The following is a 24,260-nucleotide window of genomic DNA, read 5'->3' as shown; positions in this document are numbered from 1 at the left end:
GCCCCACGGCCTCGCGACGTGCGCCTACGAGCAGACTGCGGCCCCACCCTTCCTCACCACCGCCCGAAGGCGAATGTCGGCCCCTTGGTAGGTCTTTGCAGGGCGGAAGCCGCGCACCGCTCGCACGGCTCACCCTTCCCCTGCACGGACAGAAACCGGTGTGACGAGCGGTGCGGATCCCACCTGCCGTCGGTCAGCGGACCGAGGCGACGAGCTGGTCGGCGACCTCCCCCGCTGAGGGCATCGCGGCGATCTCGTCACGCAGTCGGTGAGCGGCGGCCGTGAAGGTGGGCTCGGCCAGGAGCCGTTCGACCGCGACGGTGACGGCTTCCGGAGTGGTCTCGTCCCCCATCGGCAGGGCCAGTCCGGCTCCCGCCGCCTCGATGCGGGCCGCCTGACGCTGCTGGCCGGGCATGCCCGGCACCACTGCCGCGGGAATGCCGCGTGCCGCCGCGCCGAACGTGGTGCCGGAACCTCCGTGGTGCACGACGGCCGATACTCCTTCGAGCAACTCCGCGGCGGGCAGGAAGGTGACCAGCTCGACCCGGTCCGGGTCCAGCCCGGTGCTGTCGATGGGCACGCCGCCCGAGGCCGTCGCCACGAGGTCGACGTCCAGAGAGCTGAGTGACCTGAGCACGGAGCCGAGCCGATCCGGTGCGTTCATGGCGGTGCTGAAGCTGACCAGAACCCGAGGCCGACCGGAGAGCGCTGCGCGCGGCGCGGGGGACGACCCCGCGGGGGCCCGATGGGGTTCGGGCCGCAGCGCCATGCGGTTGAGGCGCGGCAGTTCACCACCGCGTTGGAGGGAGGGTGGACACAGGTCAAGCAGCCACTGGCCCGAAGGCGCGTGGGCCGGTGCCTCGAGGCCGTGCTCGAGATAGCGGGCGTGCGCGGTCGCGGCCAGCGCTACGAGAAGTTCTGGTTCCAGCGTCGGGTCGATGGCCATCACCGCGGACGGGACCTTCAATGCCGCGGCGACGAGTGGTCCTACGAAGTCACAGTGCTCCGAAACGATGAAGTCGGGCGCCCACGCGCGCGCACCGGCGAGTGCCTCGCCCGCGCCGAGATCGATCCGGGCTCCGGCGAAGAACTCCGCGGCGCCATCCGGAGATCCGTTCCTCAGCCAGTCCGTGCCGAGGCGACGGATCACCTCGGCGACCGCGGTCTCCGTTGTCGGGCCCGCGGAGATCAGAGCGAAACCATGGGGTTCGACGGAGGATTCCAGATGCCCGGCCGTGACAAAGGCGACGGTGTGACCCCGCTCGCGCAAGGCCCGCGCCAGCGGGAGCATCGGCAGCAGATGACCCAGCAGCGGGTTGGAGAACATGAGGACGCGCATGGCTTGACACTACAACACTACTTGTCGCGTCAATCACCTTGGGTGTTAGCCGCGAGGGTGGCGGGAGCGACAGATACGTGTGAGGGAGAGGAGGATCCAGGTGTGCCTCCACACCTGGTCGGCGCTACCTGCCCGACTGCGGTTGCGCCGCCTGGAGGGCTGTCCCGGCCGTCCCACTCCAGGTACCGGGCGGGACGCCCCCGGGTCTCGGGAGGGAGGGTCAGCGGCCGCCCTCGACTCCCCCCACCACCACGGCGGGCCCGCCACTGCGACAAGCGCTGCTGGGCGGAGGGGGCGACCCGGCAGTACCGCTCGCTTCTCGACGACCCGTGACATTACCGAGGCCGGAGCGTACCGCTCGGGCTACCGCCACCGGTCGTCAGAACTGCGCATCGGAGCGGCTCACCAGCCGTGGGTGTGGCCGCCGCCTTTGAACGGCCCCTTGACCTCGGGGGTGATCCAGCCGCCGTAGAAATCGCCCTCCTGCGGCAGTACAGTGCAACCGCCGACGGTACAGCGGTCGACTCTCCCGGCGTAGAAGGCGACATGGCCGATGAGCAGCTCGTAGGGAGGACGGGGCGCCGGGTAGCTCCAGGCCGCGAGCGGGCGGATGTCGGTGCCGACGACGACGTCCCAGTACTCGGCGCTGCCCTTCCACTCGCACCAGCTGCGCCGTGGGGCCGCACGCAGCAGGTCGGTACGGACGTCGTCCGGCGGCACGTAGAAGACCGGCGGGTGGCTGGTCTCCAGGATCTTCAGCGCCTTGGTGGTGTCGGCCACGACATCCCCGCCGCATTCGACGGTGATCCGCCGCGTCTCGCGCAGCAGGGCGGGTGGACGCGGATAGTCCCACACCGACTCCGTGGCCGGCATCTGGTGTCCGGACATGGCGGGCCTCCTCGAATCACGTGAGCGGTTCACTCTGTCTTCCGCGCGGACCGCCGTCGCGGATGAGGCCGGGGCGCACGAAGGGGGCGGCCTTCGGCGGTGGCGGTCACTGCGCGCCCATGCGGAAAGCCGAGGCCACCCGGGAGCGTCACCCTGCCGGGTAGGTACGAGAGGGCGCATGGATCACCGAAGGTCACAGGCGTCGCGCCAGGAAGACGAACTCCCTTCCTGGGCGGTCGGGCGCATCGCGAATGCCGTCCACCACGTATCCGTGCGCGTCCAAGTCCTTCTCGACCTCGTCCCGCTCTCGAAAGCGCAGCGTCGAATCCGATGTCAGCACCTGGCCGTCCACAGCAAACCTGTAGGTCGAGCGGAACGTCACCAGAGGCCCGCTCACCTCAATCAGCTGAACCCAGCTCTCGACGGAGCCGACGCCTGGAATCTCTGCTACGCGGTAGGACTCCTCGCGGGTCCACTCCTCCCAAGCGCGTCTGGACGGATCACGCGTTTCGAAGATCAGGCGCCCGCCAGGCCGCAGCGCCTCGTGGGCACCGCGGAGAGTCTTCTGCCACGTCTGCGGGTCAGCGATGGCCTGGGCGACGTTTCCTGTCATCGTCGCAAGGTCAACCTGCAGCGGTGGAAGGTTTGTCGCATCGCCGCAGATCCACCGCACTTGTCCACTTCCCGGTTTGGTCCGGGCGACGTCGATGGACGCCTGGGCGGGATCCACGCCTACGACCTCGATCCCGCGCTCGACCAGGAGAAGCGCGAACACCCCCGTGCCGCAACCGATGTCCAGTACTCGTCGAGTCCCGAACTCGTCTGCCATTCTCAGATACGCATTGAGGTCGCTGCGGTCGGGGTCGAGTGGATCGTAGACCGCGGCGAGTCGTGGATGCGCGAAGCAGTCGTCAGCCATGCGGCCGAACGTATGCAGAGCTGGGTCCGAACGGCTACCCGGTTTCGCGACGGTCCCGGAACACCTTGCCTCGTGCAGCTGGTTGCACAGATGGAGCTGTGGTGGTGCGTGGCCGCGCGTCCGAGTCGCTCTCCGGAGCCGCTGCCTGGTCCGCATCCAGGGAGCGGATGCGTGGAATCGGCGAGGGCAGCAACCAGAGCGGGGACAGCGCTCCGCCTACTGCCCCGATGAGGAGGGTTGCCCGGAGGCCGATGAGCGTGGCGAGGAAGCCGCCAAGGACGGCGCCCACAGGGCGTAGGCCGTAATTGATCGTGCTGTACGCACCGGCGACTCGACTGCGCATGCCATCCGGGATCACGTTCGCCTGTAAGGAGTTGAGGTTGACGTCGAACAGCATGACGCCGACTCCGGAGAGGAACTCGGCCACAGCCAAGGCTCCGGCACGAGCCCACAAGGGGCCGCCCGCAGCAGCGGCGACGGCGATCGGTGCCGGGAACAGCACGGCGCCCACGACGATGCTGCGGCCCACACCGAGTCTCCGCGAGAACTTCGGTGCGACTACCGCGCCAACAAGCGAACCGGAGGCGCCGATCCCGAACGCAAAACCGATGGCTCCTGCGGTCAGTCCGAGGTTTCGGCTGGCAAACAACACGATCAGCCCGCTGCCTGCGACGAAGGTGAAGAAGTTGACGGTCGCCGCGCATCCCAGGCTCGCCCGCAGCACCGGGTGGCGGGTGACGAAACCCAGTCCCTCCCTGATACGCCGAAGCAGCGAGGCGGCCGCTTGGTCGTGAGCTACTGGCGGTTCGCCGATCGATACCCGACCGACCAGAGCCGCGGACGCCATGAACGTCAAAGCGTCGACGGCGACGGCGACGGGAGCGGTCAACGCCTGGACCAGAGCGCCACCGATCGCCGGTCCGGCGACGTACGACGCGGAACGGCCGGCACTGAGCTTGCTGTTCGCGTCGACGTAGGACGAGCGAGGGACGAGGTGGGCGAAGAACGGCGGATAGGCGGTGTTGAACAGCAATCCGGCCGCACCCGTCAGCAAGGCCACGACATACAGCTGACCGAGCGTCACTGCCCCCAAAAGGTAGGAGGCTGGGAGAGATAGCAGCGCAGCCGCCCGCACCAGGTCGGCGAGAACCATCAGGCGCCGCTTGTGGACGCAATGGTCGACCCAGGCACCCAGGACGAGCGCGAGCAGGTTCGGGGTCCAGATGAGCGCGGTCAGCAACGCCACCTGACTGGCCGAAGCGTGCAACGCCCCCACCGCGGTCAGTGGCAGAGCCAGTTCGGTGATCCGGTCGCCGAACTGCGAGATCGACTGGCCGGCCCAGAAACGACGAAACGGCCGATCACGCCACAGCGATACGGGTAAGGACTGGTCTGCAGCGCTCATGGCGTACCGCCGGTCTGATCCTCGGCACACTCCGGCAGGGCGTAACGCAGCAACCGGACAGCACGACCGTCGGCCGGACGCGCGCCCTTGTCGCGCATCACGTAGGGCGCGAGAATGTGCTCGATCGCGTCTTCGATGGTGGCGAGTTCGTCGGCGGAGACGACGACGCGGGTGTTGGCCAGCCCTGCAAGGCGTCGCCACACCGGTTCAAGCTTGGGTTCGACCTCTGCAGCCCACCGGTTCGGCAGGTCTCCCGAGCGCAGGAACATCTCGCGGGACAGAACCCGCGCAGCCGACCTGCCTTCCTCGTCGTCCGGATCCTCTGGTGCCTCGAATCGGAAGCCTCGCGCCGCCGCCTCCCACCGCCTCTGGCGACGGTCCGGCCCAGGCTCGGCATCACGGACCAGCCCGAAGCTCGCCAGGTGCCGCAGATGCCAGCTGGTCACGGATGGGGTTGCTCCCACGTCGGGTGCGAGTTGCGTCGCCGTCGCCGGCCCGTGCCGCTGCAGGCGTTCGAGGATCGCCAGCCGCACCGGGTGCGCAAGCGCCCGCATCGCCTGCGGATCAGTGATCTCGATGTCGCCCAGACGATTACCAGAATCCATAACGTGAGAGGCTCCTCTCACATATCGTGAGAGTCAAGTCTCACAACTCCGGTGCCAGGCAGCCGCCTGATGCGCGCGTCCCGCCGGAGCAGGTGCGATCAGGTGGTGGCGGTGGGCTGTGGGCGGGCTTTGATGCGGGTGAGGCGGCAGGAGTCGCTGTGGGTCTCGATGATGTCGCCGCTTAGAATGAGGCGGTCCACGATGCCTGCGTGGCGCCGGGGATCGGTGACTGCTGAGTGAGAGCGGATCCCCCGGGCCTGGCGGATCGTCCAGCCTACGCGGGATAGTCACCGGCCGAGAGGTCCTCGATCAGGCTCGGGTGGATGGGCTCCCAGTCGAACCGCTTCTGGGTCAGCGCACCCGAGGACGGCATGTCGAGGGCGAACAACTGACCTATGACACCGAAACTCTCCGGCGACGCCGCCTCCACCGGGACCGCGAGGACGTCGCCGATGGTCTCGGCCAGCGACCGCATGCTGTCTGCCTCGTCGGCAACCGCGTGCAGGACCGTACCGGGCGTGGCCTCCTCGAGTGCGATGCGGAACAGCCGGGCGGCGTCGAGCCGGTTGACCGCCGGCCAGCGTTGCGTGCCATCACCAACGTACTTCGACACGCCTGATTGCCGCGCGGCAGCAATGAGGGCCGAGCAGAAGCCGTAATGCGACGCGCGCTGATGCACGGAGCGCGGCAGCCGAACGACAGAGGAGCGGACGCCCTGATCGGCGAGGGCAAGCACCGCCTGTGAGTTGCGGCCGCGGCCGCCGACGGGTCCGTTGGTGGTGTCCGGGTCGTCCTCGGTGGACACGTGGCCCGGCATCATCGGCGTGAGGCCGGCATGCACGAACGGCTTGCCGCTGCCGCCGAGTGCGTCAGCGAGGGTTTGAATGGCCCGCGTTTCCGCGTCGATGCACGGCTCGAGGTTGCTCCAGTCGTTCCCGAAGGCCAGGTTGATGACGCCATCCGCCTGGGCGACGCCCGCCCGGAGGCTGTCCAGATCGCCGAGGTCGCCATGGAGCGGCGTCCCGCCGGCAGCGGAGACTGACGCAGCCGCGGTGTCGGAACGGACGAGTCCGAGGACCTCGTGACCGGCGGCGATGAGTTCGGGTACTACGACTGAGCCGATGCTGCCGTTGGCTCCGGTGACGAACACGCGCATGGGAGGCTCCATCTGACTGCTGCGACGGTGTGTCGCAGGAAGGAATTGACGAACGAGCCGTTTCGGCTGACATTGTTCGCCTCTGGCATTTTCCCGACGAGGCGACTGCGCTCGCCTGCCTCATTCGGCATTCCACCAACGCATACATGCTGTTATGCATCATGGCTCGCTGTGAAGGTACCGCTCCGATGAGCGTAGGCCCTGCTACCGTCGCACGGACTTACGGCCTCGGGAACTCCGAGAGTTGTTCAGAGGAAAAGGTTACACTCGCGACGGGTGGAGACGGAATGCTGCAGCAGGATTCCTTACGGCCTCGGTCTCTACGAACTCGGCGTCTACGCTTGGATTCGCAGCAGTTGACTTGCAGAAGCCCTCATCAATCCGTCGACCTTCAGCCGGCCACGACAGGTGAATGAATCGGCGCAGCGAGATCCACGAGAAACTGAAAAATTACCACCCTCGATACAATCGGACCAGCGATGTTCGACGCTTCAGCGAATTTCTCACCGAAAATCCTCTCGCGCATTCCAGTGATCTCGGGCATTAGGCGGAGCCGTGTCAGGATCTGTCGCCGGACGGCGTCAATGACTGAATTCACGGCGCCGTCGCACCGTGCACGGCTGCAGCGAGTAATCGTTACTCGCTGACGATTCTGAGCAAGAAGACCTGTGTGCAGACACGTACCAGAAGCGTGAAGGCACCTGGGTGATACGTCTCAGCGTGCGCGATGCTTCCTGGCACCTGATCTGCTCGCAGGAGAGCCGCTCCTACCCCGGATGCGGACGCTCGGCCGGGGCTGTCCCGTGACGGCACCCCCGGCGCCTCGGCGTGGGTGCGGTGTCGTCCGCCGCCTCACTTCACGCGGATGATCGTCTTGCCGTTGACTTTCCGGGCCGGGTCGAAGGCGGCGACGGCGTCGTCGAGCTTGGCGACCTGGCCGATGTGCGTCCGCAGACGTCCCTCCCGTACCCGCCGGGCGATCTCCCCCAGTTGCGCGCGGTCGGATACGACAATGAAGTCGACCGCCAGGCCGTAGGCCGGACGCACCTCCGGCGGGCCGGTGACGGTCACGAATGTTCCTCCGGCTCGCACCAGCCGGGCCGACCGGGCGCCGATGTCGCCGCCGAACACGTCGAAGACGAGGTCGACTCCGCCGACGTCTTCCAGTGTGTCGTTGTCGAGGTCGATGAACTCGTGCGCGCCGAAGTCGAGTGCGCTCTGGCGGTGGGCGGCGCGTCCGGTGCCGATGACGTGGGCACCGGCCCCTCGCGCGAGCTGCGCCGCCATCGATCCGACCGCGCCGGCGGCGCCGTGCACGAGCACGCTCTGCCCCACCGAGAGGTGTCCGTGCTCGAAGAGCCCCTGCCAGGCGGTCAGGCCCGTCATCACGACACTCGCGGCGGCCGTGAAGTCGACGTCCGCGGGCAGCGGCGCGAGGTTCCGCGCCTCGACTACGACGTACTGCGCGAGGGTGCCGTCGCGGGTCCAGTCCGTGAGGCCGAACACGCGCTGCCCGACCGACAGCCCTGCCGTTCCGTAGCCGAGGGAGGAGACCACGCCTGCCACCTCGTGCCCGGGAATCGAGGGTGTGCGATCCCGACCGAGACGATCGACCCAGGTAGAGGGCCACTCCAGTTCGTCGCCGGTGAACCCGGACGCGTGCACCTCGACGACGACGTCGCCGTAGTTCGCGCCGTCCAGGCCGGCGAGTCGCGCCGTGTCCGGGTCGGGCCGTTCGGTGAGTGTCATCCCCGCGGTTCCGGCGGTGGGGTCCGTGACAACGATCGCCTTCATGAAGGTTTCCTTTCTGCGCGATACCTGTCTGGCTGCCGCAGTGACACACGCCGGGCGTCACAACGGGCCGTCGTGTCCGCCCCGATGGGCTCCGCCGACCGGCCGGGACGCCTGCCCAGGGCCGCGTACACGTCGATGAGCAACTCATTCGAGTGCGTGGCCGCCGAGCACCCGCTTCTCATTACCGCCCGGCACCGGGACGGCTTCGTTGCCCGCCGTGGCCCGGCACCGGAATCGGTCGGCGACCGGGATTGTCATGCCGGAATGAGGACGATCTTCTTTCCGCCGGCTCGTCCGGCGACCACCCGGGTGTATGCGGCCGGTCCCTCGCTCAGCGGCTGGGCCTCTGGCGCGAGTTGGAGGGTTCCGGCCGCGGCGCGCTCCGCCAGCTCGGCAAGCTGCGTGCCGTTGGGCTCGATGTAGAGGTCCCAGCTCGTGATGCCGCGTTCCTCCGGCGGCGCGTCCGAGGTCAGGGAGCACAGCCGGCCGCCGTCCCGCACCAGGGACAGCGCCGCGGCCGCCGTGCCGGCGGCGACGATGAGGGCGGCGTCGAATCCGCCGCGTACCGTGGCCGACCAGTTGGGGTCGTGGTAGTCGACGACCTCCGTCGCTCCCAGACCGAGCAGACGCTCCGTGGCGGCGGCGGATGCGGTCGCGGTCACCTCGACGCCCTGGGCCGCGGCGAGTTGGACGGCCAGGGCTCCGGTGCCCCCGCCTCCGTTGGTGATCAGGAGTCGTCCGCCTCGGCCGAGGTTCAGCTTCTCCAAGGCTTGCAGCGCGGTGAGCCCGTTGACGGGCAGCGCCGCCGCGTTGACAGCGTCCAGTCCTGGCGGGCAGGCCGCCGCGTGATCCGCGTTGATCAGAACGCGTTCGGCCCAGAAGCCGCTTCCGCCGGGCAGCGGGGCCGCGTGCGCGAGCACGCGGTCGCCTACGGCAAAGCGGGTGACGCCCTCGCCGACGGCCAGCACCCTGCCCGCGCCCTCCACTCCCAGCGCCGCCGGGAGGCACAGCCCCACGTCCCAGCTGGCGTCGATTTCGAGTTCGTCCCAGGGGCCGACCCCGGCGGCCTCGACCGCGACCAGGATCTGGCCCGGCTCCGGGGATGCCGGGTCTGGCAGATCCAGCAGCGAGACTGCCGTTTCCGCCGTGGACACTCCGCATGCCTTCATCGTGGATCTTTGTCCTCTCACTCGGTAGTCCGGCCAGGAGGTTCCGACCGGATATTCAAATCCGGCAGCGGTGTCGAATACAGACATTCCGCACGCCATTACGGTAGATCTTTGTCCTCGCGCCCGGCTCGACCGACCGGCTCCTGATCCGGAGCGCCTCAGCCGGCAGGGCTCCCCCCGATGCCATCCGCGACGGCGGGAGCGGGGGCGGGGGCGGCATGATTGTCGTGGACACCTGACACCAGCAAACCGGTGCTGTACGGCTCGACGGCACGGCGGGCGTCGGTGAGCCCGTTGCCGAGGGCCGGCGGCGCCGGACGCCGGTCGGCCTCTCCGGGATGGTCGGCCCTACATTGACCGGGGACACCGGCTCCCGGCGGAGTTCCCGGTGCCGCGGTCGGCTAGACGAACGTGAAGAGCTGGTCCGTCTCGAAGCGGGAAATCGGGCTGCCGTAGGCCTTCGCCGGGTCGGGGTAGCCGAGGGCCAGCAGCACGGTCGTGGTGTGCCCGGTCTCGCGGATCTTGAACGCCTTGTCGACGCTGGTCGGATCGAACCCCTCGAGCGGCATGGCTTCGACGCCGAGCTCGGCAGCCGCCATCATGGTCAGGCCCATCGCGAGGTAGGTCTGCTTCTCCATCCAGTGGTTCAGGTCCTTGTATCCGTAGTTGCGCAGGTTGAGGAAGTCGCGGGTCATCGACTCCCACCGCGCCTGCTTCGCCGGGTCGGGGAACCGGCTGTCGGCCCGCTCCTTGTCGAACACCGCCTGGAGGTGGCCCTCGGGAAGATCCGCCCTGGTGGTCAGGATGACGGTGTGCGAGGCGTTCAGGATCTTCTCGCTGTTGTCCTGGAACCGTTCTCCGAGGTTGACCGCGAGACGCTCCTTACCCTCGGGCGTGGCGAGGACGTAGAAGTGGTTGGGCTGCACGTTCGTCGACGACGGCGTCGAGCGCAGGAAGCCCAGCAGCTGCTGCAGCGTCTCCTCCGGGATCGTCCTGCTGGGGTCGAAGTACCTGGTGAGGTGCTTGTTCATGAGCTTGCCGAGATCCATGTCATCCTGCCTTTGTGTAGTGATCGCTGATGAAATGTCAGTGGTTCGTGCTGGTGGGGTCAGTTCCTGCCGCGGGTGAGCAGTTCGCTGACGCGGGTGAAGTCCATGCCTGTCGTCGCCGAGGCGAGGTCGCCCGCGAGGAGTGCCTTCGCGGCCTCGTCGACCGCTTTCATCGCGTGGGTGTAGAGCAATGGGCCGAGGCTGATGCGTTTGACCCCGGCCTGCTGCAACTCGGTGACGGTGAGTACCTTGTCGGACGGAGACACCAGGACGTTGACCGGTGTCGGGGCGACCGCGGTGACGATCGCGACGAGTGCGTCGAGGTCGGGCGGGAACGGCGCGTAGACCACGTCCGCGCCCGCCTCGGCGAAGGCCGTCAGGCGCCGGATGGTGTCGTCGAGATCGGGGCGCCCCTGGATGAAGTTGTCGGTGCGGCCGGTGACGACGATGCGTCCCTTCGAGGCGGCAACAGCGCCGCGTACCCGGTCGACCGCGTCGTCGAAGTCACGGATCGGCTGTTCCGGATCGCCCGAGGTGTCCTCCACCCCGATGCCGGCCAGGCCGGCGTGCACGGCGGCCTCGACGGTCGCGGCGACGTCGTCCGCCGTGTCGCCGTATCCGTCCTCGAAGTCCCCGTTGACGGGCAGTCCCGTGAGGCGGGCGAGCAGCCGCGCGTGCGCGAGGTGCTCGTCGCGAGTGATCTCGTGACGCCCGTCGAGGCGGCCGAGCGTGGCGGCGATCGCCGCGGACGACGTGCCGATCGCCTCGAAGCCGGCATCGGCCAGCAACAGCGCCGAGAGGCCGTCCCATGCGTTGGGCATGACCAGGCCACCGTCACGGGTGTGCAGCGCCATGAATCGCTCGTAGATTTCGGAGCCCGGCATGTCGAGCCTTCCTGGTTGATCGTTGGGTCGGTGCGTGGATAGTCGGCGGCCGGGTGGCTTTCCCTGAGGCCGCTACAGCCTCAACGGACGACGTTGCAGCGGTCGTTGACGATGTCTGCGGACTCGACGGGGCGGGTTCGGCGCGCGGCCGTCGCCCACTCCCCCATCCGCTCCGGTACGGCGGTGGGTCTCACCGCGGGCCGCGCCGGGGGCCGGCTGATCGGGTGCGGGTTCACCGGGGCACGGTCGCTACGACCGGGTCGACGGCCGGGATGTCGAGGTCGGTCTGGTTGACGTTGTTGATGAAGTTGGTGAGCAGGAACCGCACCGCCACCGCGACGATCGCCAGGATCTGCGGGTCGGTGTAGCCGGCGTCCCGCACATCCGCGAGGTCGGCGTCGCTGACCTGTCCGCGGCTCTCGACCACCTGCCGGGCGAATCGGGCGGCCGCCGCACGCTGAGGATCGACCGAACTCCCGGCGCGTCCGAGCGCGATGTCCTCGCCCGACATGCCGCCGAACTCGGTCGCCACGTGGGTGTGCATCGCCAGGCAGTAACCGCAGCCGTTGGTCTGCGACACGGCCAGCGCGATGCTGTGCCGCGTCCTCGCGTCGAGGAACCGGGCAGGGGTGCCTTGCAGACTCGTGACCGCCTCAAGGACGGCCGGGTTCGACGCGAGGGTCCTGAACATGTTCGGGACGAAGTCCAGCTGCGCACCAACGCCGCCGAGGATCTGCTGGGCGCCGGCCGGCACATCCTCTGGGGCGGGGACGTTCAGTCGTGACATGGCGGATCGACCTCCGATCGGGGTGTGAACAGTCGTTGAGCCCGAGCCGGGCTCGCGGTGTTGTGGAGCTCGGCCGCGGCGCTTCGTGTGCCGGCCGCAACCTCGACTCGTGTGGGCTGCGCCTGGCCCTGGTGGCCTGCATGGAGGGGCGGCTCCGTCGGTGCCGAGTTCCGGATCTTTCTCCTACCTCGAACACCACACAGAAAGGACTATACAGACCAGAATTTTCAATGCAACCCCTCCCCGGAAGGGGTGTCGCCCAGGCGACCTCCCACGATGGGCCTCAGGCTGCCATGACCTGCAAAGTTGCAGCTGAAAGCCACCCAGTGGTCCGGTCAGGCAGAGCGGACGCCGACCGTCACGCACTTGTCTGGCTGGTCTAGATCGAGTGGAATGAGTGGACTATTTGGTCCATTATCAGAAGAGGCTCGACCAGAGCGGAGACAAGGCACCCCGGATGCCGCACCTCCGCCTCGCATCCGCCAATGAGGAGGTACTGGTCGCCATGGCCGTCACAGCACAGAGCCTCGACGCCGAAAGGCCCAGCCGTCTCGGCGTCCTCGCGCCACGTTCCCGCCCGGCACCCGATCGTCCGACCCCGTCCGTCGCCACGGCCGGACGCAACCGTGCCGTTGACCTTCGCCGGGGAGGCCCGGCGCACCTCACCGGCCGCAGGGGAACCGCGCCGAGTCCGGTGAGTGCGGAACCCCCCTATGCGGGGAAGGTCCGGACCCTGCTTGCAGGCAACGACATCCACGGCACCTGCGTGAAGCATCACAAGACCGCCTTCTCCCACTGGTCAGCCTTTATGGTCGTATTCGAGTCGGAATTGATCCTGCCCAGTCGCCGCCTGGGGATCGAGGCCACCGCGCTTGTGATGCGCTCCACGACCGACCAGCACGAGTGAGTAACGAGCCCGAGGGAGACACCATGCCCGCACCCGGCGACGCCCGCCGCACGCCACGCGGCTTGGAGACCCGTTCACGGATCGTTGATTCGGCGGCCAAGCTGTTCTATGTCAGGGGCGTCAACGCCACCACGCTCGACGACATCCGCCTGGCGAGCGGAACGAGCAAGTCGCAGTTGTACAACCACTTCAGGGACAAACGCGCGCTGATCCACGCCGTGATCGACGTGCAGTCGACGTTCGTCCTCGCCCGCGAGGAACAGCGCCTGCGCGGCGTGAAGACCCTCGCCGGCCTGCGCCGCTGGCGGGACGCCCTCGTCCAGGCCAACGCCCTGCAGGACGGCTCGTACGGGTGCGCGCTGGGCGCCATGTCGATCGAGCTGTCCGACCACGACGAGCAGTCCCGCCAGGCACTCAACGCATCGTTCGACGCCTGGCAGCGGATGCTCGTCGAAACACTGACCCGGCTCCGCGATCTCGGCGTGCTCACCGAGAACGCCGACCCGCGACGCCTTGGCACCGGCCTGCTCGCCGCGCTGCAGGGCGGCTACGTGCTCGCGCAGAACGCTCACAGCTCCGAGCCGATGGCCGTCGCGGTGGACATGGCCCTGGACCACATCGCCACCTTCGCTCGCGACTGAGCCTTCGCGGTCATCGGTGGCACCTTCGCGGTCAGCGGGGCCCCTTCCCGGGCCACCGCCGAAAGAGGACCTTGAGGTCCCTTTTCAATCCTGCTAGCCTGCGCAACGGTAATCTGGCCTGTGTGGCGGAACAGACGCGCGACAGAAACGACTCCCGGCTGACCGAGCGCGGGCGGGCGACTCGGGAGCGCATTTTGAGGGCTGCCGCCGACATGATGTACGTCAGGGGCGTGTCGTCCACGACCCTCGACGAGGTCAGGGCGGCCAGCGGAACGAGCAAATCCCAGCTCTACCGCCACTACCCCGACAAGGATGCGCTGGTGCGGGACGTTGTCGCATTGCAGGCAGCTGAGCTGCTCAAACGTCAGCAGCAGCTACTTCAGCGACTGAACTCCCTGCGCGGGTTGGAGCGGTGGCGGGACGTGCTGGTCGAGCACAACGCGCTCCGGAACGGGGCGTACGGCTGCCCGCTCGGATCGCTTGCCGGCGAGTTGGCCGATCAGGACGAGGAGGCGCGGCAGGCGCTCGCCCGGCACTTCGACACCTGGGAGGGACTGCTCGAGGCCGGGCTTGAGCGAATGAAGGACTCGGGAGTCCTCCGAGCCGACGCGGATGCCGAGGAACTGGCGACCGGACTCATGGCCGCCCTCCAGGGCGGCTACCTCCTCGCGCAGACGGCGCAGGACGTCAAGCCCATGAGGATCGCCCTGGACATGGCGATCGGCCACGTCAAGGCCTACGCCGCACCTGCCAAGGACGCCGGTCGGCCGGCGGGAGGCCCGGAAGGGCACTGAGCCGCCTCCGGACGGCCGGCACCGCGAAATCTACCTGTCTGCACATTCCGCACCCATGCACACCCCGGCGTCCGGTCGAAACGGCAGCCGCGTCTCCAATAAGTGGACTATTTAGTCCTCATGAAGGGATGAATTGGGGTACCTTGGCCAGAGAGCGGTCTCCTGCAGACTGCCCAGCAGCCGGCCCCCACAAGAATCTCCGAGGCGGTAAGCACCATGCACGTGGACATCTCGTCCCCAGTGACCGGTGCAGTCCGGGGATGCCGGCGGGGGGACGAAGCCGGAGCCGGCCGGCCAGGGCACCACGCTTTCCACGCTGCACTGTTGTTCTGGTCGGGCAACCCCGGTGCTCACCTCGGCACCGGCGGATCACGGACTGGGCGGCGAAGGCCCGCCGTCGGCCGCAGGGGGCGTTCACGCGCACGTCTGCCACCCCGGGCACGCACTACGACGCAGGATGACAGCTCCGTGGGGCTGCTCGACGAGGTCGCCTGTGGCGGGACCGACGGGACGACATAGACCTCAACAGGTCCGCGTCGGCGACGGCCAAGGCGAGGACTGCCCAGGCGGCCCCCCGTCTGCCGCCGAGCGAGCACCGCCCGACGTGAGGCGATGCGGGCTATACCACCTCTCAGCCTCGCACCGGCCGACCGGTCGGGCGCTGGTTCTCGACCGATACAGGAGTTGATCACCGTGGACGGACAGGAACTGCAGAAGACCGCGGGCGAGTGCACTGGGGATCTGCCCGGCGCCGACCTGGAGCAGCGCCCCGACTGGGATCTGTACAAGGTGGGAGGCAAGGTATTCATGCTCATGACCGACATGCCGGGGCACCCCGTCGTGATCCTCAAAGCCGATCCGGACGACGCGGCGACCCTACGTGAGCAGCACACGGACATCACCCCGGGCTATCACATGAACAAGAAGCACTGGATCACGGTGGAAGGCGGAGGCACCGTCGGCGAGGAACTGGTGAAGGAGCTCGTGATCGACTCCTACCGTCTCGTGGTCGGTGGACTTCCCAAGGCCCAGCAACCCGTGGATCCGCACACCTACGACCACCGGGCCTGATCCTCGTACCGGTCCCGCCCCTCGGCACCAGCGGCATAAGCGGGACAACACGGCGGCAGCAGGTCTTGGCGGTGATGTGATCCCACCTGGGCTAGGACCTGCGAACCCCTCCGCCGGCTCCCGGGTGCTGGGGATCGATGAGGTCCGCATACGCCGGGTTGTGCTCGACGAAGGTGCGCACAACCGGGCACGTGAGAGTGACGGTCTTCCCCTGCGCGCGTACATCGTCCAGGACCCGTCGGATCAGCTCGGTGGCGATACCTCGTTGACGGAACTCGGGGAACACCGAGGTGGCCAGCAGCACGAGCCGGTTTCCACCGGCGGCCTGATAGGTCAGTCCGGCCACCTCCGTACCCCCGGCCCTGGCCTCGTAGACACCGGCCTTCTCGTCCTTGACGACCTCGAAGTCAATTGCGGGAGCATGGGCATCGGCGTCGCCGGTTGCCGAGGCCGGAACCTCAACAGGGAGACCGGGACCTGCGCTGTCGGCGCCATCGACGGTGGAGCGGTTCGGCTCGGTCGGGTCACTCATGCGGTGTTCCTCTGCTCGTAGTGTCCGGGCCCGTCCAGTGGCCTAACGGCGTCTTCAGCGCCACGACCTGGCTAATGTTCGCTGGCCGACCAGCCGATCCAGCCGACTGCGGCGATCTCCGCGCGCCCCTGGGTCACAGCCGCTGCCAGCCTAGCCCAAAGAATGGACGGCAAGGTCCATATCTGGAGCAGCAGTAGGACTCTCGGCGGGGCGGCGGCAGTCACGATTTCTCAGGCCCCCGCCTGAACACTGAGCTGACCTACTGCGGCGTGACGCATTCTCACTCTGGACTATTCAGTCCCTCTATTGCATGATCGAAGGAAGCCTTGAACCTCCAGGCGCAGATCACTGCGGGGGCGCGGAAACGCGGCTCTGGGGAACCGGCAGCCGCCGAACCGACCGTGGCCGCCCACGCCGGAGGCCGACGCCGCGGCCCGGCTCAGGACGAGAAGAGGACACTGCTCGATGCGCAATGCGGCGTCAGCGCCCAACGAGGATCGTCACGGCCGTCCATCGCGGCTCGCGTTCCTGTCGGCATTACTCTCCCTGACGGCCGCGTTCGTCGCGGTGGGTTCGACGATTCCCCTGTTCAACGTCTACCGGGCCGAGGACGGGTTCACCAACGCGGGCATCTCGATGACGGTCGTCGCCTACTCCGCCGCCACCATCAGCACCCTGCTGGTCCTGGGGCGGCTCTCCAACCACGTGGGCCGGCGGCCCGCGGCCCTCGCCAGCCTCGGCCTGCTTCTGCTGGGCTGCCTGGTGCTGTTGAACGTGCACCACATAGACGTCCTGATCGGCGGCCGGCTCCTGATGGGGCTGGGTGCCGGGCTGGCCAGCAGCAGCCTCACCGCCTACGTCGTCGACACCGCGCCCGCCAAGCCGACCTGGCTGGCATCGGTGGCATCCAGCCAGACGGTCATGCTGGGCCTGGCCGTGGGCGCCATCGCCTCCGGGGCCCTGGTCCAGTTCGGACCCTGGCCACGCGACCTCGTCTACCTCATCTCCGCCGGTCTGCTCCTGGTCTCCACCGTGCTCATCGCCATCAGCCCGGACACCGTGGCGCCCGTCCCCGGCGCGTGGCGATCACTGCGTCCCACGGTCCGCGTGCCGGCCCGGGTCAGGCCTCTGCTCGCTGTCACGGCCGCCGTGCTCCTCTCCACCTGGGCCACCGGGGCGTTCTACCAGGCCTTCGTGCCCGCGCTGGTCGAAAATCAGCTCCGCACGCGCAGTCCACTCGTCCTGGGACTGGTGTTCGCCGCATACATGGCCCCCAGCGCTCTGGGGGCTCCCCTGAGCGGCCGGTTCGCGCCGGCGGGTGCGCAACGCATCGGCATGGCCGGCTTCTGCGCCGGCTGGACCGGCATCATCGCCGCGATCGCCACCGGGGCGCTGCCGTTGTTCATCGCCGCGACCATCGTCGCCGGGGCCGGTCAGGGCATCGCCATCAGCGGCACCACCCGTGGACTGCTGCATACCGGCAGCCAGGCCGACCGGGCACCCGTCTTCGCCGTGGTGTACCTCCTCAGCTACACCGGTGCGACCGTTCCGGGCCTCATCTCCGGCCAGCTGTCCCACAGCTTGTCACTACCGAAGATCGCGCTCGGCTACGGCGCCTCTGCCCTCGTTGCCACCTTGTTCACCGTCATGACGGCACGCAATCCGCAGACCGCGACGGGCCGCCACGAGGCGCCCGCACAGCGGACCGTGCCGTCATCCTGACGGCCTGCGACCCCGAGCGGGGCCGCCGCCATAGTCGGCCGATCCATCACGGTCGGCGTGCAAGGAACCTTCCGCGGTGCCGGGGGCAGAGGCCTAGCAGGTGCAACCGCTCATCACCGGCGACGGCGATGGCCCGAAGTGCTCCGCCTACCAGGCCTGGACGAGATGACGCGAGGCGGCGGGGACCGGCGCGGCTGACCGGCCCGTGCTTGTCGACGGCAACCCGCACGACACCTCGCACGACACCTTCCACCTCGACGTGGACAGCGGCTCGGCCTGACTCCCCCGGCCCTTGACGTCAGCTGCCGACCGGGTACCGGCTGGTGATCGCAACGCGGTTGAAGGCGTTCATCACGGTTGCCAGCCAGGAGACGGCCGAGACCTGGTCCGCGGTGAGTACGGCCGCGGCGGCTTGGTAGTCCTCGTCGCTGACGTGCCCGTCCGGCACCAGTGTGATCGCCTCGGTCAGGCGGAGGGCGGCGCGGTCGGTCGCGGAGAAGTAGCCGGTCTCCTCCCATCCGGGGAGCACGGCGATCCGGTCGGGATTCTCGCCCTTCTGGAGCGCGTCGCGGGTGTGCATGCGCAGGCAGAACGTGCAGCCGTTGATCTGGGAGGTACGGATCTTCAGCAGCTCCACCAGGAGCGGGTCGAGGCCCGCTGCGGCAGTGGCCTCTTCCACCTCTGTCGACAAGGCGATGAGGGCTTTGTAGGCGGCGGGGGTCTGCTTGCCGATGTTGACGCGCTGAGTGTCGGTCATGGTTCCTTCGGTTCGTTCGTGTGGCCTCGCGTCGCGCCTCGTGCGCGTCCTGACGGCCAGTGGGGTGTGGTGTTCGGACAAGAGCTGGATTCGGGCGGAGCATTGCCGACCGCCGCGTGTCCCGGGCTACGCTCTCGGGTCGTCGACCTTGAGCTTGTCCCCGGTGTCGGAGACGAAGACGACCAGCAGCTTGGCCCGTGCGGTGGAGCTGGTGTTCTCGGTGAGGACGTGGTGGGCCCCTGGCTGCTCGACCCAGTTCTCGCCCTGGTGGTAGGTGGTCACGGGCTTGCCTTCGAGCTGGCTGCGGACCGTGCCTTCCATGACGTAGGCGTAGACGAATGCCTGGCCGTGCCGGTGCGGTACGGCGCGCGCCGTGGGTGGGAAGTCGACGATCGCAGAGGTGAACGTCCTGCCCTTCACGTTCGGCAGGGCCTGCTGGAGAAGGGGGGTCAGGGATTCGCCGGGCAGCTTCGATGCCGTGGTGGCGGGCGGGGTCTCGGTGTGGGTGTGTTGAGCCGACGCGGTACAGCCGGTGATCCCGGCCAGGGTGGCGACGGCCAGGAGGCCGCCGGCGATCCGCAGGCTGATCATGAGGGGCTCCTGTTCACTCTTCGGTGACGCGGATGATCGTCTTGCCGGGGGTGCGCGAGCCGGAGGCGAATACGGCCGGGGCTTCGGCGAGTGGCCGCACGGCACCGACGATCGGCTTGAGCCGTCCGTCCCTCACACGCGCGGCCAGGTCGACGAGTCGCGCACGGTCGGGTTCGACCACGAAGAAGACGGCCCGCCCGTGCCTGGGCCGGAACTTGGGCGGCATGGCGATCGTGACGAGCGTGCCGCCCTCCCTGACCAGGGTGGCCGAGCGGTCGAGGATGTCCCCGCCGATCACGTCGAACACGACGTCGGCCTCGCCGGCGTCCTCCAGCTTCTCGTTCTGCAGGTCCAGGAAGGTGTGGACGCCCAGGGCGAGTGCCCGGTCCCGGTCCCGGGCCCTACCGGTGCCGATGACGCGGGCGCCGGCCTCACGGGCGAGCTGGACCGCGATCGAGCCGACCCCACCGGCGGCGCCGTGGATCAGGACGGTCTGGCCCGCGGTGAGGCGGCCGTGGTCGAACAGACCCTGCCAGGCGGTCAGCCCGGAGATCACCAGTGAGGCGGCCACGGAGTGGTCGAGGTCCGCGGGCAGCGGAGCGAGGTTGCGGGCTTCCACCGCGACGTACTCGGCGAGCGAGCCGTTGCGGGCCCAGTCGGCCAGGCCGAACACCCGCTGCCCGACTGTCAGGCCGGTGGTGCCGTACCCCAGCTCTACGACGACGCCCGACAGCTCGTGCCCGGGCACGCTCGGCGTCCGGTCGCGGCCCGCGCGATCCGACCACGTGGCCGGCCAGTCCAGCTCGCCAGGGGTGAACCCCGCCGCGTGCACCCGCACGACGACATCGTTCTCGGCCGCATGGGGGTAGGGCATGTCCGTCAGGGACAGCCCGGCAAGACCAGCGTCACGGTCTCGCACAGTGATGGCTTGCATACAGATCCTTACCGGGAGGGGCGACCCGACCCCGCAGCCCGTTCACACCGGGCTCACTGCGGTCATCGGGAGGATGCGGCAGGTGGATGCAGTGCGATTACGCATGATCGGTTCCACCTGCTCGCGCATTCCTTCGTCGCCTGTGTTGCTTTCTCATCAGGGAGACGAGGTAGCCCATCCGGGTGTGACAGTCAGACGCCCAGGAGTTTGTCGGGATTCATGACCCTGCGGTACGCGGTGATGAGACCGCCGGTGATCTGGACCGTGTCGACGGAGTAGACCCGGCCCTCGCGGTAGAACACCAGGGCAAGCTCGCCGCCGACCTCGGCGAGGTCGATGCGGTCCGGCTTCCACTGGTGTCCCACGCGCACCATGACCTCGGCGACGCGCTCGCCGCCGTGGATGAGTTTGCGCGCCGCGGAGATCTTGCCGCCGCCGTCGGTGACGTACACGGCATCCGGGTGCAGGAGCCTGACCAGGCCGGCCAGGTCTCCTGTTTCGTACGCGGAGCGAAAAACCGCGAGGACGCGTTCGCGTTCCGCCTTCGACGCATGCGGCACGGACTCCTTCGCCTTGGCCACCCGCCGCCGCGCCCTGGAGGCGAGCTGCCGGGCAGCCGGCACGGAGGCGTCCAGCACCTCGGCGATCTGGCCGAACTCAAGGCCGAAGACATCGTGCAGGACGAAAGCCACCCGCTCCGGCGGGGACAGCTCTTCCATGATCAGCAGCATCGCCGAACCGACGGACTCGTCGACGAGGACCGGCTGCGACGCGTCCGGCCCCGTCAGCAGCGGCTCGGGCAGCCACGGCCCGACATAGGTCTCCCGTCGGACCCGGGCGCTCTTGAGGATGTCGTACGACCGCCGCGCGGCCACCGTCACCAGCCAGGCCCGCACATCACCGATGTGCTGCAGATCCGCCCCGGCCGCCCGCAGCCACACATCCTGGGTCACGTCCTCGGCGTCGGCCACGCTGCCCAGCAGCCGGTAGGCCACACCGAAAACCGCGGGCCGGTGCCCCTCCCACCCGGCTCCGAGCGGATCCTCCTGCTCAGACCGTCCGAGCCCGTGCCCGTCACCCATACAGACCGCAACCTCCTCCAGCTGCCGAATCCAGCCTAACCATCCGCACTCGGGATCTTCGCAGACAGGCGTGAGGTACTCAGGGATCGTCCCGACCCGCCCGGCGTGCGGGCTGGACCTGACGGCAGCGAACCCTTCCGGCGGACCCGGCACGCCTGCCCGTGCCACGCCGCCTGGAAGTTGCACAGCCGCGGAGAGGACGACTTTCGCAAGATGGGCGGGACGGCATGCGTCCGCCCCACCATCCCGGCGGAGGCGGGCGACAGCCCAGACGGAGGACGACGGTCGTGCGCATTGCGTCGGGCGACCTGTTTCGGGAGGAAGGCGGAAGGTGCGCCCGGCGGACGCTTCATCGCTGGAGTCCTTCAGCCCCACGCAATCGATGAAAGCCGGGTGCGTGCCGGACACGTCGACTTGTTGGCCGTCGCGGATCAGGTACTCGATGCGGGACACCTGCTCGGGTTGCTCAAACGCCGCAGGATCGACGCCGCCCGCCCGCGGCCTCGCCGCCGGTGACCGCCGGAGCAAGTCCACTCCCGCGAATTCCGTCGGACTCGGCGCGAGTTGACGGGACCGGCACCCAGGACATCAGCGGTCCGTCGCGACCCTCCGGTGACGTACGCCGAAAGACTTCGGCCTGATTCCTGGCCGGATCCCGCCCTCCGGACGACCGGTACGTCACGGCTGGGTATCTCTCCGGCAGGCACGTCGGTGCACGCGGGGTGGGAGGAGCCGACCCGGGTGGCATGGAGGGGACCAGAGGCCGAGAAGGGACCGTCACGCCGTACCCGGCGGCGACTCGCGATCCGTGCACTGCGCGACCAAGGGCGTTACGGGCCCGGCCTGCGTGAGGTGCTGCCCGCGTTCGCGGCCGTCGCGGTGGTGGTGTGCGGGGCGGTGGCGGGCGTCGCGGAGGCCTACCGCGCGCTCGGGCCCGGCGTGCTCGTGGCGGCACTGGCACTCCTCGCCGTCGTCACCCCGGTCGCGATCCGGCACCACCGCCCGCTGGCCCGTCGCCGCCTGGGCCACTACACGCCCGAGGAACTCGCCGAACTGGACACGGACGGGCTCGCCCTGGCCGTCTCCCGGATGCTGCGCCGGGACGGCTGGACGGTCCTCCCGCCGCCCACCGGGCAGGACCGGCCACGGGTACGCGCGCGGAACGGCCGGGGCCACCGCATCGAAGTTGCCTTCCGTCCGGTGGCCGAGCCCCTGCCCGACGAAGAGCCGGCGCGGTCCGCCCGCCGGACGGGCACCTCCGTGCGGCTCGTGGTGCACCGGGGGACCTTCAGCCACCGTGACATCCAATGGGCGCGGCGCCAGGGCGACATCCACCTCATCGACGGCCCGTGCCTAAGAAGTTGGGCGCACGGCACACCCCTGCACCAGTTGACCGATGCCTCCTGAACCCCGGCCGCTCCAGGGACCGCAAGCCGGGCCGCGGCAACCGCTTGGCGCACCCTGCCAGAGTTGGAACGCACCGAGAAGGCGAGGCAAGTGAGCCATGACGGCTTGAAGCCGGGATCTTCGGCCGCGCAACTGACGGGCCTAATCCGGGCGGCGAAACTCGGCTTCACCGCCCGGAGGAGGCGGACCGGAGATCCCGTACACGCAGATCTGCGGTCCGTGCCGCTTCTCATGCCACCTTGATGACGACCTTGCCGGAGGTGTGACCGTTCTCGACGGCGGCGAGGGCGGCCGGGGCGTCGGAGAGCGGATGGACCGCGGTGATCACGGGTGCGAGGACTCCGTCGAGGGCCAGCCGTGCCGAACGCTCCAGGTTCTCGCGGTCGAGGCGACGCTCGACGAAACGCCCACCGATGTCGGGCACCGACATGTCACCCACAGCGATGACGTCGCGGGGGTTCCGGGCCAGCGGGGCGACCGTCCGCAGCGAGGTGCCTCCGACGAGGTCGACGATCCCGTCGAAGCCGTCCGGCACGAGCTCGCGTGCCGCGGCGGCGACGTCCTCGGCGGTGTAGTCGATGAACCGCACCCCGATGTCCTCGGCGTGCTCGCGTTTGGCGGTACTGCCGGTACCGATCACACGCAGCTCGCGCCCGACAGCCAGCCGGGCGACGGCGAGGCCGACCCCGCCCCCGACTCCGTTGACCAGAACCGTGGCACCGGCCTGGAGGCCGAGCTGGTCGAGCACGTCCACCGCGGTGGTCCCGGCCACGGGCAGCGTTGCCGCCGCGGTCGCGGACAGGCCCTCCGGAATGCGTGCGGTGTTCGGCGCGGACAGCACCGTCGTCTCGGCGTAGGTGCCGCCACCGGTGAGTGCGAAGCCGAAGACCGCGTCGCCCACCTCGAGCCCGTCGACGTTCTCGCCCCGGGCGAGAACGGTTCCGGCTGCCTCCATGCCCAGCACGCGGGGAAACGGACGCCCGCCGTCGAGCCCGTCGACCAGACCTGAGCGCAGAAGGTGGTCGAGGGGATTCACACCGGCCACGTCGACCCGGATCAGCACCTCGCCGCGACCGGGGACGGGATCGGGACGATCGAAGAACTCCTGCACCTCAGGCCCGCCATGCCTGCCGAAACCCCATGCCTGTCCCATCCTCTGCCGCCTCTCGCACGACCGACCCGGTGATTCCGGGCGTTGTCGCCATCCTCATTTCTGACATTGATGTGAGAGGCAACCCACTGAGATGCAGATCACAGCATCAGGCGGACTGTGCCACCGGTTCCGGGCCCGTGGACAGCTCCGCCCGGTGCCGGCTGTTGGCCCTGATCAGCACGTCCAGTGCATCCCGGGTCTCAGTCAGGTGCGCGATGTCGGCATTGATCCGGTCGCGTTCGCGCATCATCGCCGCGAACGTCTCCTCGGCGACGCCCAGGTCACCCGGGACGTCCACACACGGCAGCACAGTCGCGATCACCCGGCTGGACATACCCGCGTCGAACAGCTGCCGGATGAGCGACACGCGCGTGACCGCAGCATCGGAATAGTGACGCTGCCCCGCGCCGGAGCGCGAGCTGGTCAGCAAGCCCTGCTCTTCGTAGTACCGCAACGAGCGCGGACTCACGCCCGTGCGCCTGGACAATTCACCTATCCGCATCCTTCAGACCCTACGCCCGCGCCTGTCCCCGGTTCGGACCGCCGAATGAGGATGCTTGGCTGCCGGGGTGACGCGAAGGTCGGGCGAGTCAGGTCTTGACGGCGAGGGGCGTGATGCCAAGATCGACCTGCTGCCGCAGTCGGGCACAGCAGGATTGCGAATGGCCTCTCGA

At 68.8% G+C, this 24,260-nt stretch carries 24 protein-coding genes; 6 read left to right on the top strand and 18 right to left on the bottom strand.

Annotation, left to right across the window (positions count from 1 at the left end; all coding sequences use genetic code 11):
• Positions 1-193 precede the first annotated feature (193 nt).
• From ACFY3I_RS36270 to ACFY3I_RS36220, 11 genes are all read right to left on the bottom strand, one after another.
• The gene (locus ACFY3I_RS36270; RefSeq protein ID WP_390865248.1) at positions 194-1,339 is read right to left on the bottom strand and encodes a glycosyltransferase; all 1,146 of its coding nucleotides are present in this window, start codon (positions 1,337-1,339) and stop codon (positions 194-196) included.
• Between the two features lie 402 nt (positions 1,340-1,741).
• Positions 1,742-2,227 carry a DUF427 domain-containing protein gene (locus ACFY3I_RS36265; RefSeq protein ID WP_390865247.1) on the bottom strand — a complete coding sequence of 162 codons (486 nt, stop codon included), beginning with the start codon at positions 2,225-2,227 and terminating at the stop codon, positions 1,742-1,744.
• Positions 2,228-2,420: 193 nt separating this feature from the next.
• Positions 2,421-3,146 carry a class I SAM-dependent methyltransferase gene (locus tag ACFY3I_RS36260; protein ID WP_390865246.1) on the bottom strand — a complete coding sequence of 242 codons (726 nt, stop codon included), beginning with the start codon at positions 3,144-3,146 and terminating at the stop codon, positions 2,421-2,423.
• A gap of 34 nt (positions 3,147-3,180) precedes the next feature.
• Positions 3,181-4,551 carry an MFS transporter gene (locus tag ACFY3I_RS36255; protein WP_390865245.1) on the bottom strand — a complete coding sequence of 457 codons (1,371 nt, stop codon included), beginning with the start codon at positions 4,549-4,551 and terminating at the stop codon, positions 3,181-3,183.
• A complete protein-coding gene (locus tag ACFY3I_RS36250; RefSeq protein ID WP_390865244.1) occupies positions 4,548-5,156 on the bottom strand; it encodes an ArsR/SmtB family transcription factor in 609 nt (202 codons plus the stop codon). The genes ACFY3I_RS36255 and ACFY3I_RS36250 overlap by 4 nt, the downstream gene beginning before the upstream one ends.
• A gap of 274 nt (positions 5,157-5,430) precedes the next feature.
• The gene (locus ACFY3I_RS36245) at positions 5,431-6,312 is read right to left on the bottom strand and encodes an SDR family oxidoreductase (RefSeq protein ID WP_390865243.1); all 882 of its coding nucleotides are present in this window, start codon (positions 6,310-6,312) and stop codon (positions 5,431-5,433) included.
• Positions 6,313-7,164: 852 nt separating this feature from the next.
• Positions 7,165-8,106 carry an NADP-dependent oxidoreductase gene (locus ACFY3I_RS36240; protein WP_390865242.1) on the bottom strand — a complete coding sequence of 314 codons (942 nt, stop codon included), beginning with the start codon at positions 8,104-8,106 and terminating at the stop codon, positions 7,165-7,167.
• 254 nt (positions 8,107-8,360) lie between these two features.
• Positions 8,361-9,260 (bottom strand): NADP-dependent oxidoreductase, encoded by a 900-nt coding sequence (locus tag ACFY3I_RS36235; protein ID WP_390865241.1) that lies wholly within the window; start codon positions 9,258-9,260, stop codon positions 8,361-8,363.
• 416 nt (positions 9,261-9,676) lie between these two features.
• Positions 9,677-10,324: a nitroreductase family protein gene (locus ACFY3I_RS36230; protein ID WP_390865240.1), complete on the bottom strand. Its 648-nt coding sequence runs from the start codon at positions 10,322-10,324 to the stop codon at positions 9,677-9,679.
• Positions 10,325-10,383: 59 nt separating this feature from the next.
• Positions 10,384-11,208: an isocitrate lyase/phosphoenolpyruvate mutase family protein gene (locus tag ACFY3I_RS36225; RefSeq protein ID WP_390865239.1), complete on the bottom strand. Its 825-nt coding sequence runs from the start codon at positions 11,206-11,208 to the stop codon at positions 10,384-10,386.
• A 232-nt stretch (positions 11,209-11,440) separates the two neighbouring features.
• The gene (locus tag ACFY3I_RS36220) at positions 11,441-11,995 is read right to left on the bottom strand and encodes a carboxymuconolactone decarboxylase family protein (protein ID WP_390865238.1); all 555 of its coding nucleotides are present in this window, start codon (positions 11,993-11,995) and stop codon (positions 11,441-11,443) included.
• 397 nt (positions 11,996-12,392) lie between these two features.
• Between ACFY3I_RS36220 and ACFY3I_RS36215 the strand changes: the two genes are divergently transcribed.
• The 4 genes from ACFY3I_RS36215 (at position 12,393) to ACFY3I_RS36200 (ending at position 15,408) form a co-directional block, all read left to right on the top strand.
• Positions 12,393-12,902, top strand: coding sequence for a hypothetical protein (locus tag ACFY3I_RS36215; protein WP_390865237.1), 510 nt, complete (start codon positions 12,393-12,395; stop codon positions 12,900-12,902).
• 23 nt (positions 12,903-12,925) lie between these two features.
• Positions 12,926-13,543 carry a TetR/AcrR family transcriptional regulator gene (locus tag ACFY3I_RS36210; protein ID WP_390865236.1) on the top strand — a complete coding sequence of 206 codons (618 nt, stop codon included), beginning with the start codon at positions 12,926-12,928 and terminating at the stop codon, positions 13,541-13,543.
• Positions 13,544-13,665: 122 nt separating this feature from the next.
• Positions 13,666-14,337, top strand: a complete 672-nt coding sequence (locus tag ACFY3I_RS36205) for a TetR/AcrR family transcriptional regulator (RefSeq protein ID WP_390865235.1) — start codon at positions 13,666-13,668, stop codon at positions 14,335-14,337.
• A 693-nt stretch (positions 14,338-15,030) separates the two neighbouring features.
• The gene (locus tag ACFY3I_RS36200) at positions 15,031-15,408 is read left to right on the top strand and encodes an MmcQ/YjbR family DNA-binding protein (protein ID WP_390865234.1); all 378 of its coding nucleotides are present in this window, start codon (positions 15,031-15,033) and stop codon (positions 15,406-15,408) included.
• A gap of 91 nt (positions 15,409-15,499) precedes the next feature.
• Here the strand turns inward: ACFY3I_RS36200 and ACFY3I_RS36195 are convergent, their stop codons facing one another.
• Entirely contained in the window at positions 15,500-15,940 is a 441-nt protein-coding gene (locus ACFY3I_RS36195) for a GNAT family N-acetyltransferase (RefSeq protein WP_390865233.1), read from the bottom strand.
• A 465-nt stretch (positions 15,941-16,405) separates the two neighbouring features.
• Between ACFY3I_RS36195 and ACFY3I_RS36190 the strand changes: the two genes are divergently transcribed.
• Positions 16,406-17,662: an MFS transporter gene (locus ACFY3I_RS36190; RefSeq protein WP_390865232.1), complete on the top strand. Its 1,257-nt coding sequence runs from the start codon at positions 16,406-16,408 to the stop codon at positions 17,660-17,662.
• A gap of 298 nt (positions 17,663-17,960) precedes the next feature.
• Here the strand turns inward: ACFY3I_RS36190 and ACFY3I_RS36185 are convergent, their stop codons facing one another.
• From ACFY3I_RS36185 to sigJ, 4 genes are all read right to left on the bottom strand, one after another.
• Entirely contained in the window at positions 17,961-18,419 is a 459-nt protein-coding gene (locus ACFY3I_RS36185; RefSeq protein ID WP_390865231.1) for a carboxymuconolactone decarboxylase family protein, read from the bottom strand.
• A gap of 126 nt (positions 18,420-18,545) precedes the next feature.
• Complete coding sequence (locus tag ACFY3I_RS36180; RefSeq protein ID WP_390865230.1) at positions 18,546-19,010, bottom strand: cupin domain-containing protein; 465 nt, start codon at positions 19,008-19,010, stop codon at positions 18,546-18,548.
• Positions 19,011-19,023: 13 nt separating this feature from the next.
• A complete protein-coding gene (locus ACFY3I_RS36175; RefSeq protein ID WP_390865229.1) occupies positions 19,024-19,944 on the bottom strand; it encodes an NADP-dependent oxidoreductase in 921 nt (306 codons plus the stop codon).
• Between the two features lie 191 nt (positions 19,945-20,135).
• The gene (gene sigJ / locus ACFY3I_RS36170; protein ID WP_390865228.1) at positions 20,136-21,026 is read right to left on the bottom strand and encodes an RNA polymerase sigma factor SigJ; all 891 of its coding nucleotides are present in this window, start codon (positions 21,024-21,026) and stop codon (positions 20,136-20,138) included.
• 741 nt (positions 21,027-21,767) lie between these two features.
• Here sigJ and ACFY3I_RS36165 point away from each other — a divergent pair.
• Positions 21,768-22,433 carry a hypothetical protein gene (locus tag ACFY3I_RS36165; protein ID WP_390865227.1) on the top strand — a complete coding sequence of 222 codons (666 nt, stop codon included), beginning with the start codon at positions 21,768-21,770 and terminating at the stop codon, positions 22,431-22,433.
• A 229-nt stretch (positions 22,434-22,662) separates the two neighbouring features.
• Here ACFY3I_RS36165 and ACFY3I_RS36160 read toward each other — a convergent pair whose 3' ends face one another.
• Positions 22,663-23,544 (bottom strand): NADP-dependent oxidoreductase, encoded by an 882-nt coding sequence (locus ACFY3I_RS36160; protein WP_390865226.1) that lies wholly within the window; start codon positions 23,542-23,544, stop codon positions 22,663-22,665.
• A gap of 148 nt (positions 23,545-23,692) precedes the next feature.
• On the bottom strand, positions 23,693-24,088 hold the full coding sequence (locus ACFY3I_RS36155) for a MerR family transcriptional regulator (RefSeq protein WP_390865225.1): 396 nt from the start codon (positions 24,086-24,088) through the stop codon (positions 23,693-23,695).
• Positions 24,089-24,260 lie beyond the last annotated feature (172 nt).

This window comes from Streptomyces sp. NPDC001068 (assembly GCF_042897315.1).
Lineage (GTDB): Bacteria > Actinomycetota > Actinomycetes > Streptomycetales > Streptomycetaceae > Streptomyces.
The sequence above is the reverse complement of the archived record's forward strand: the minus strand, read 5'-3'. Positions and strand labels throughout refer to the sequence as shown.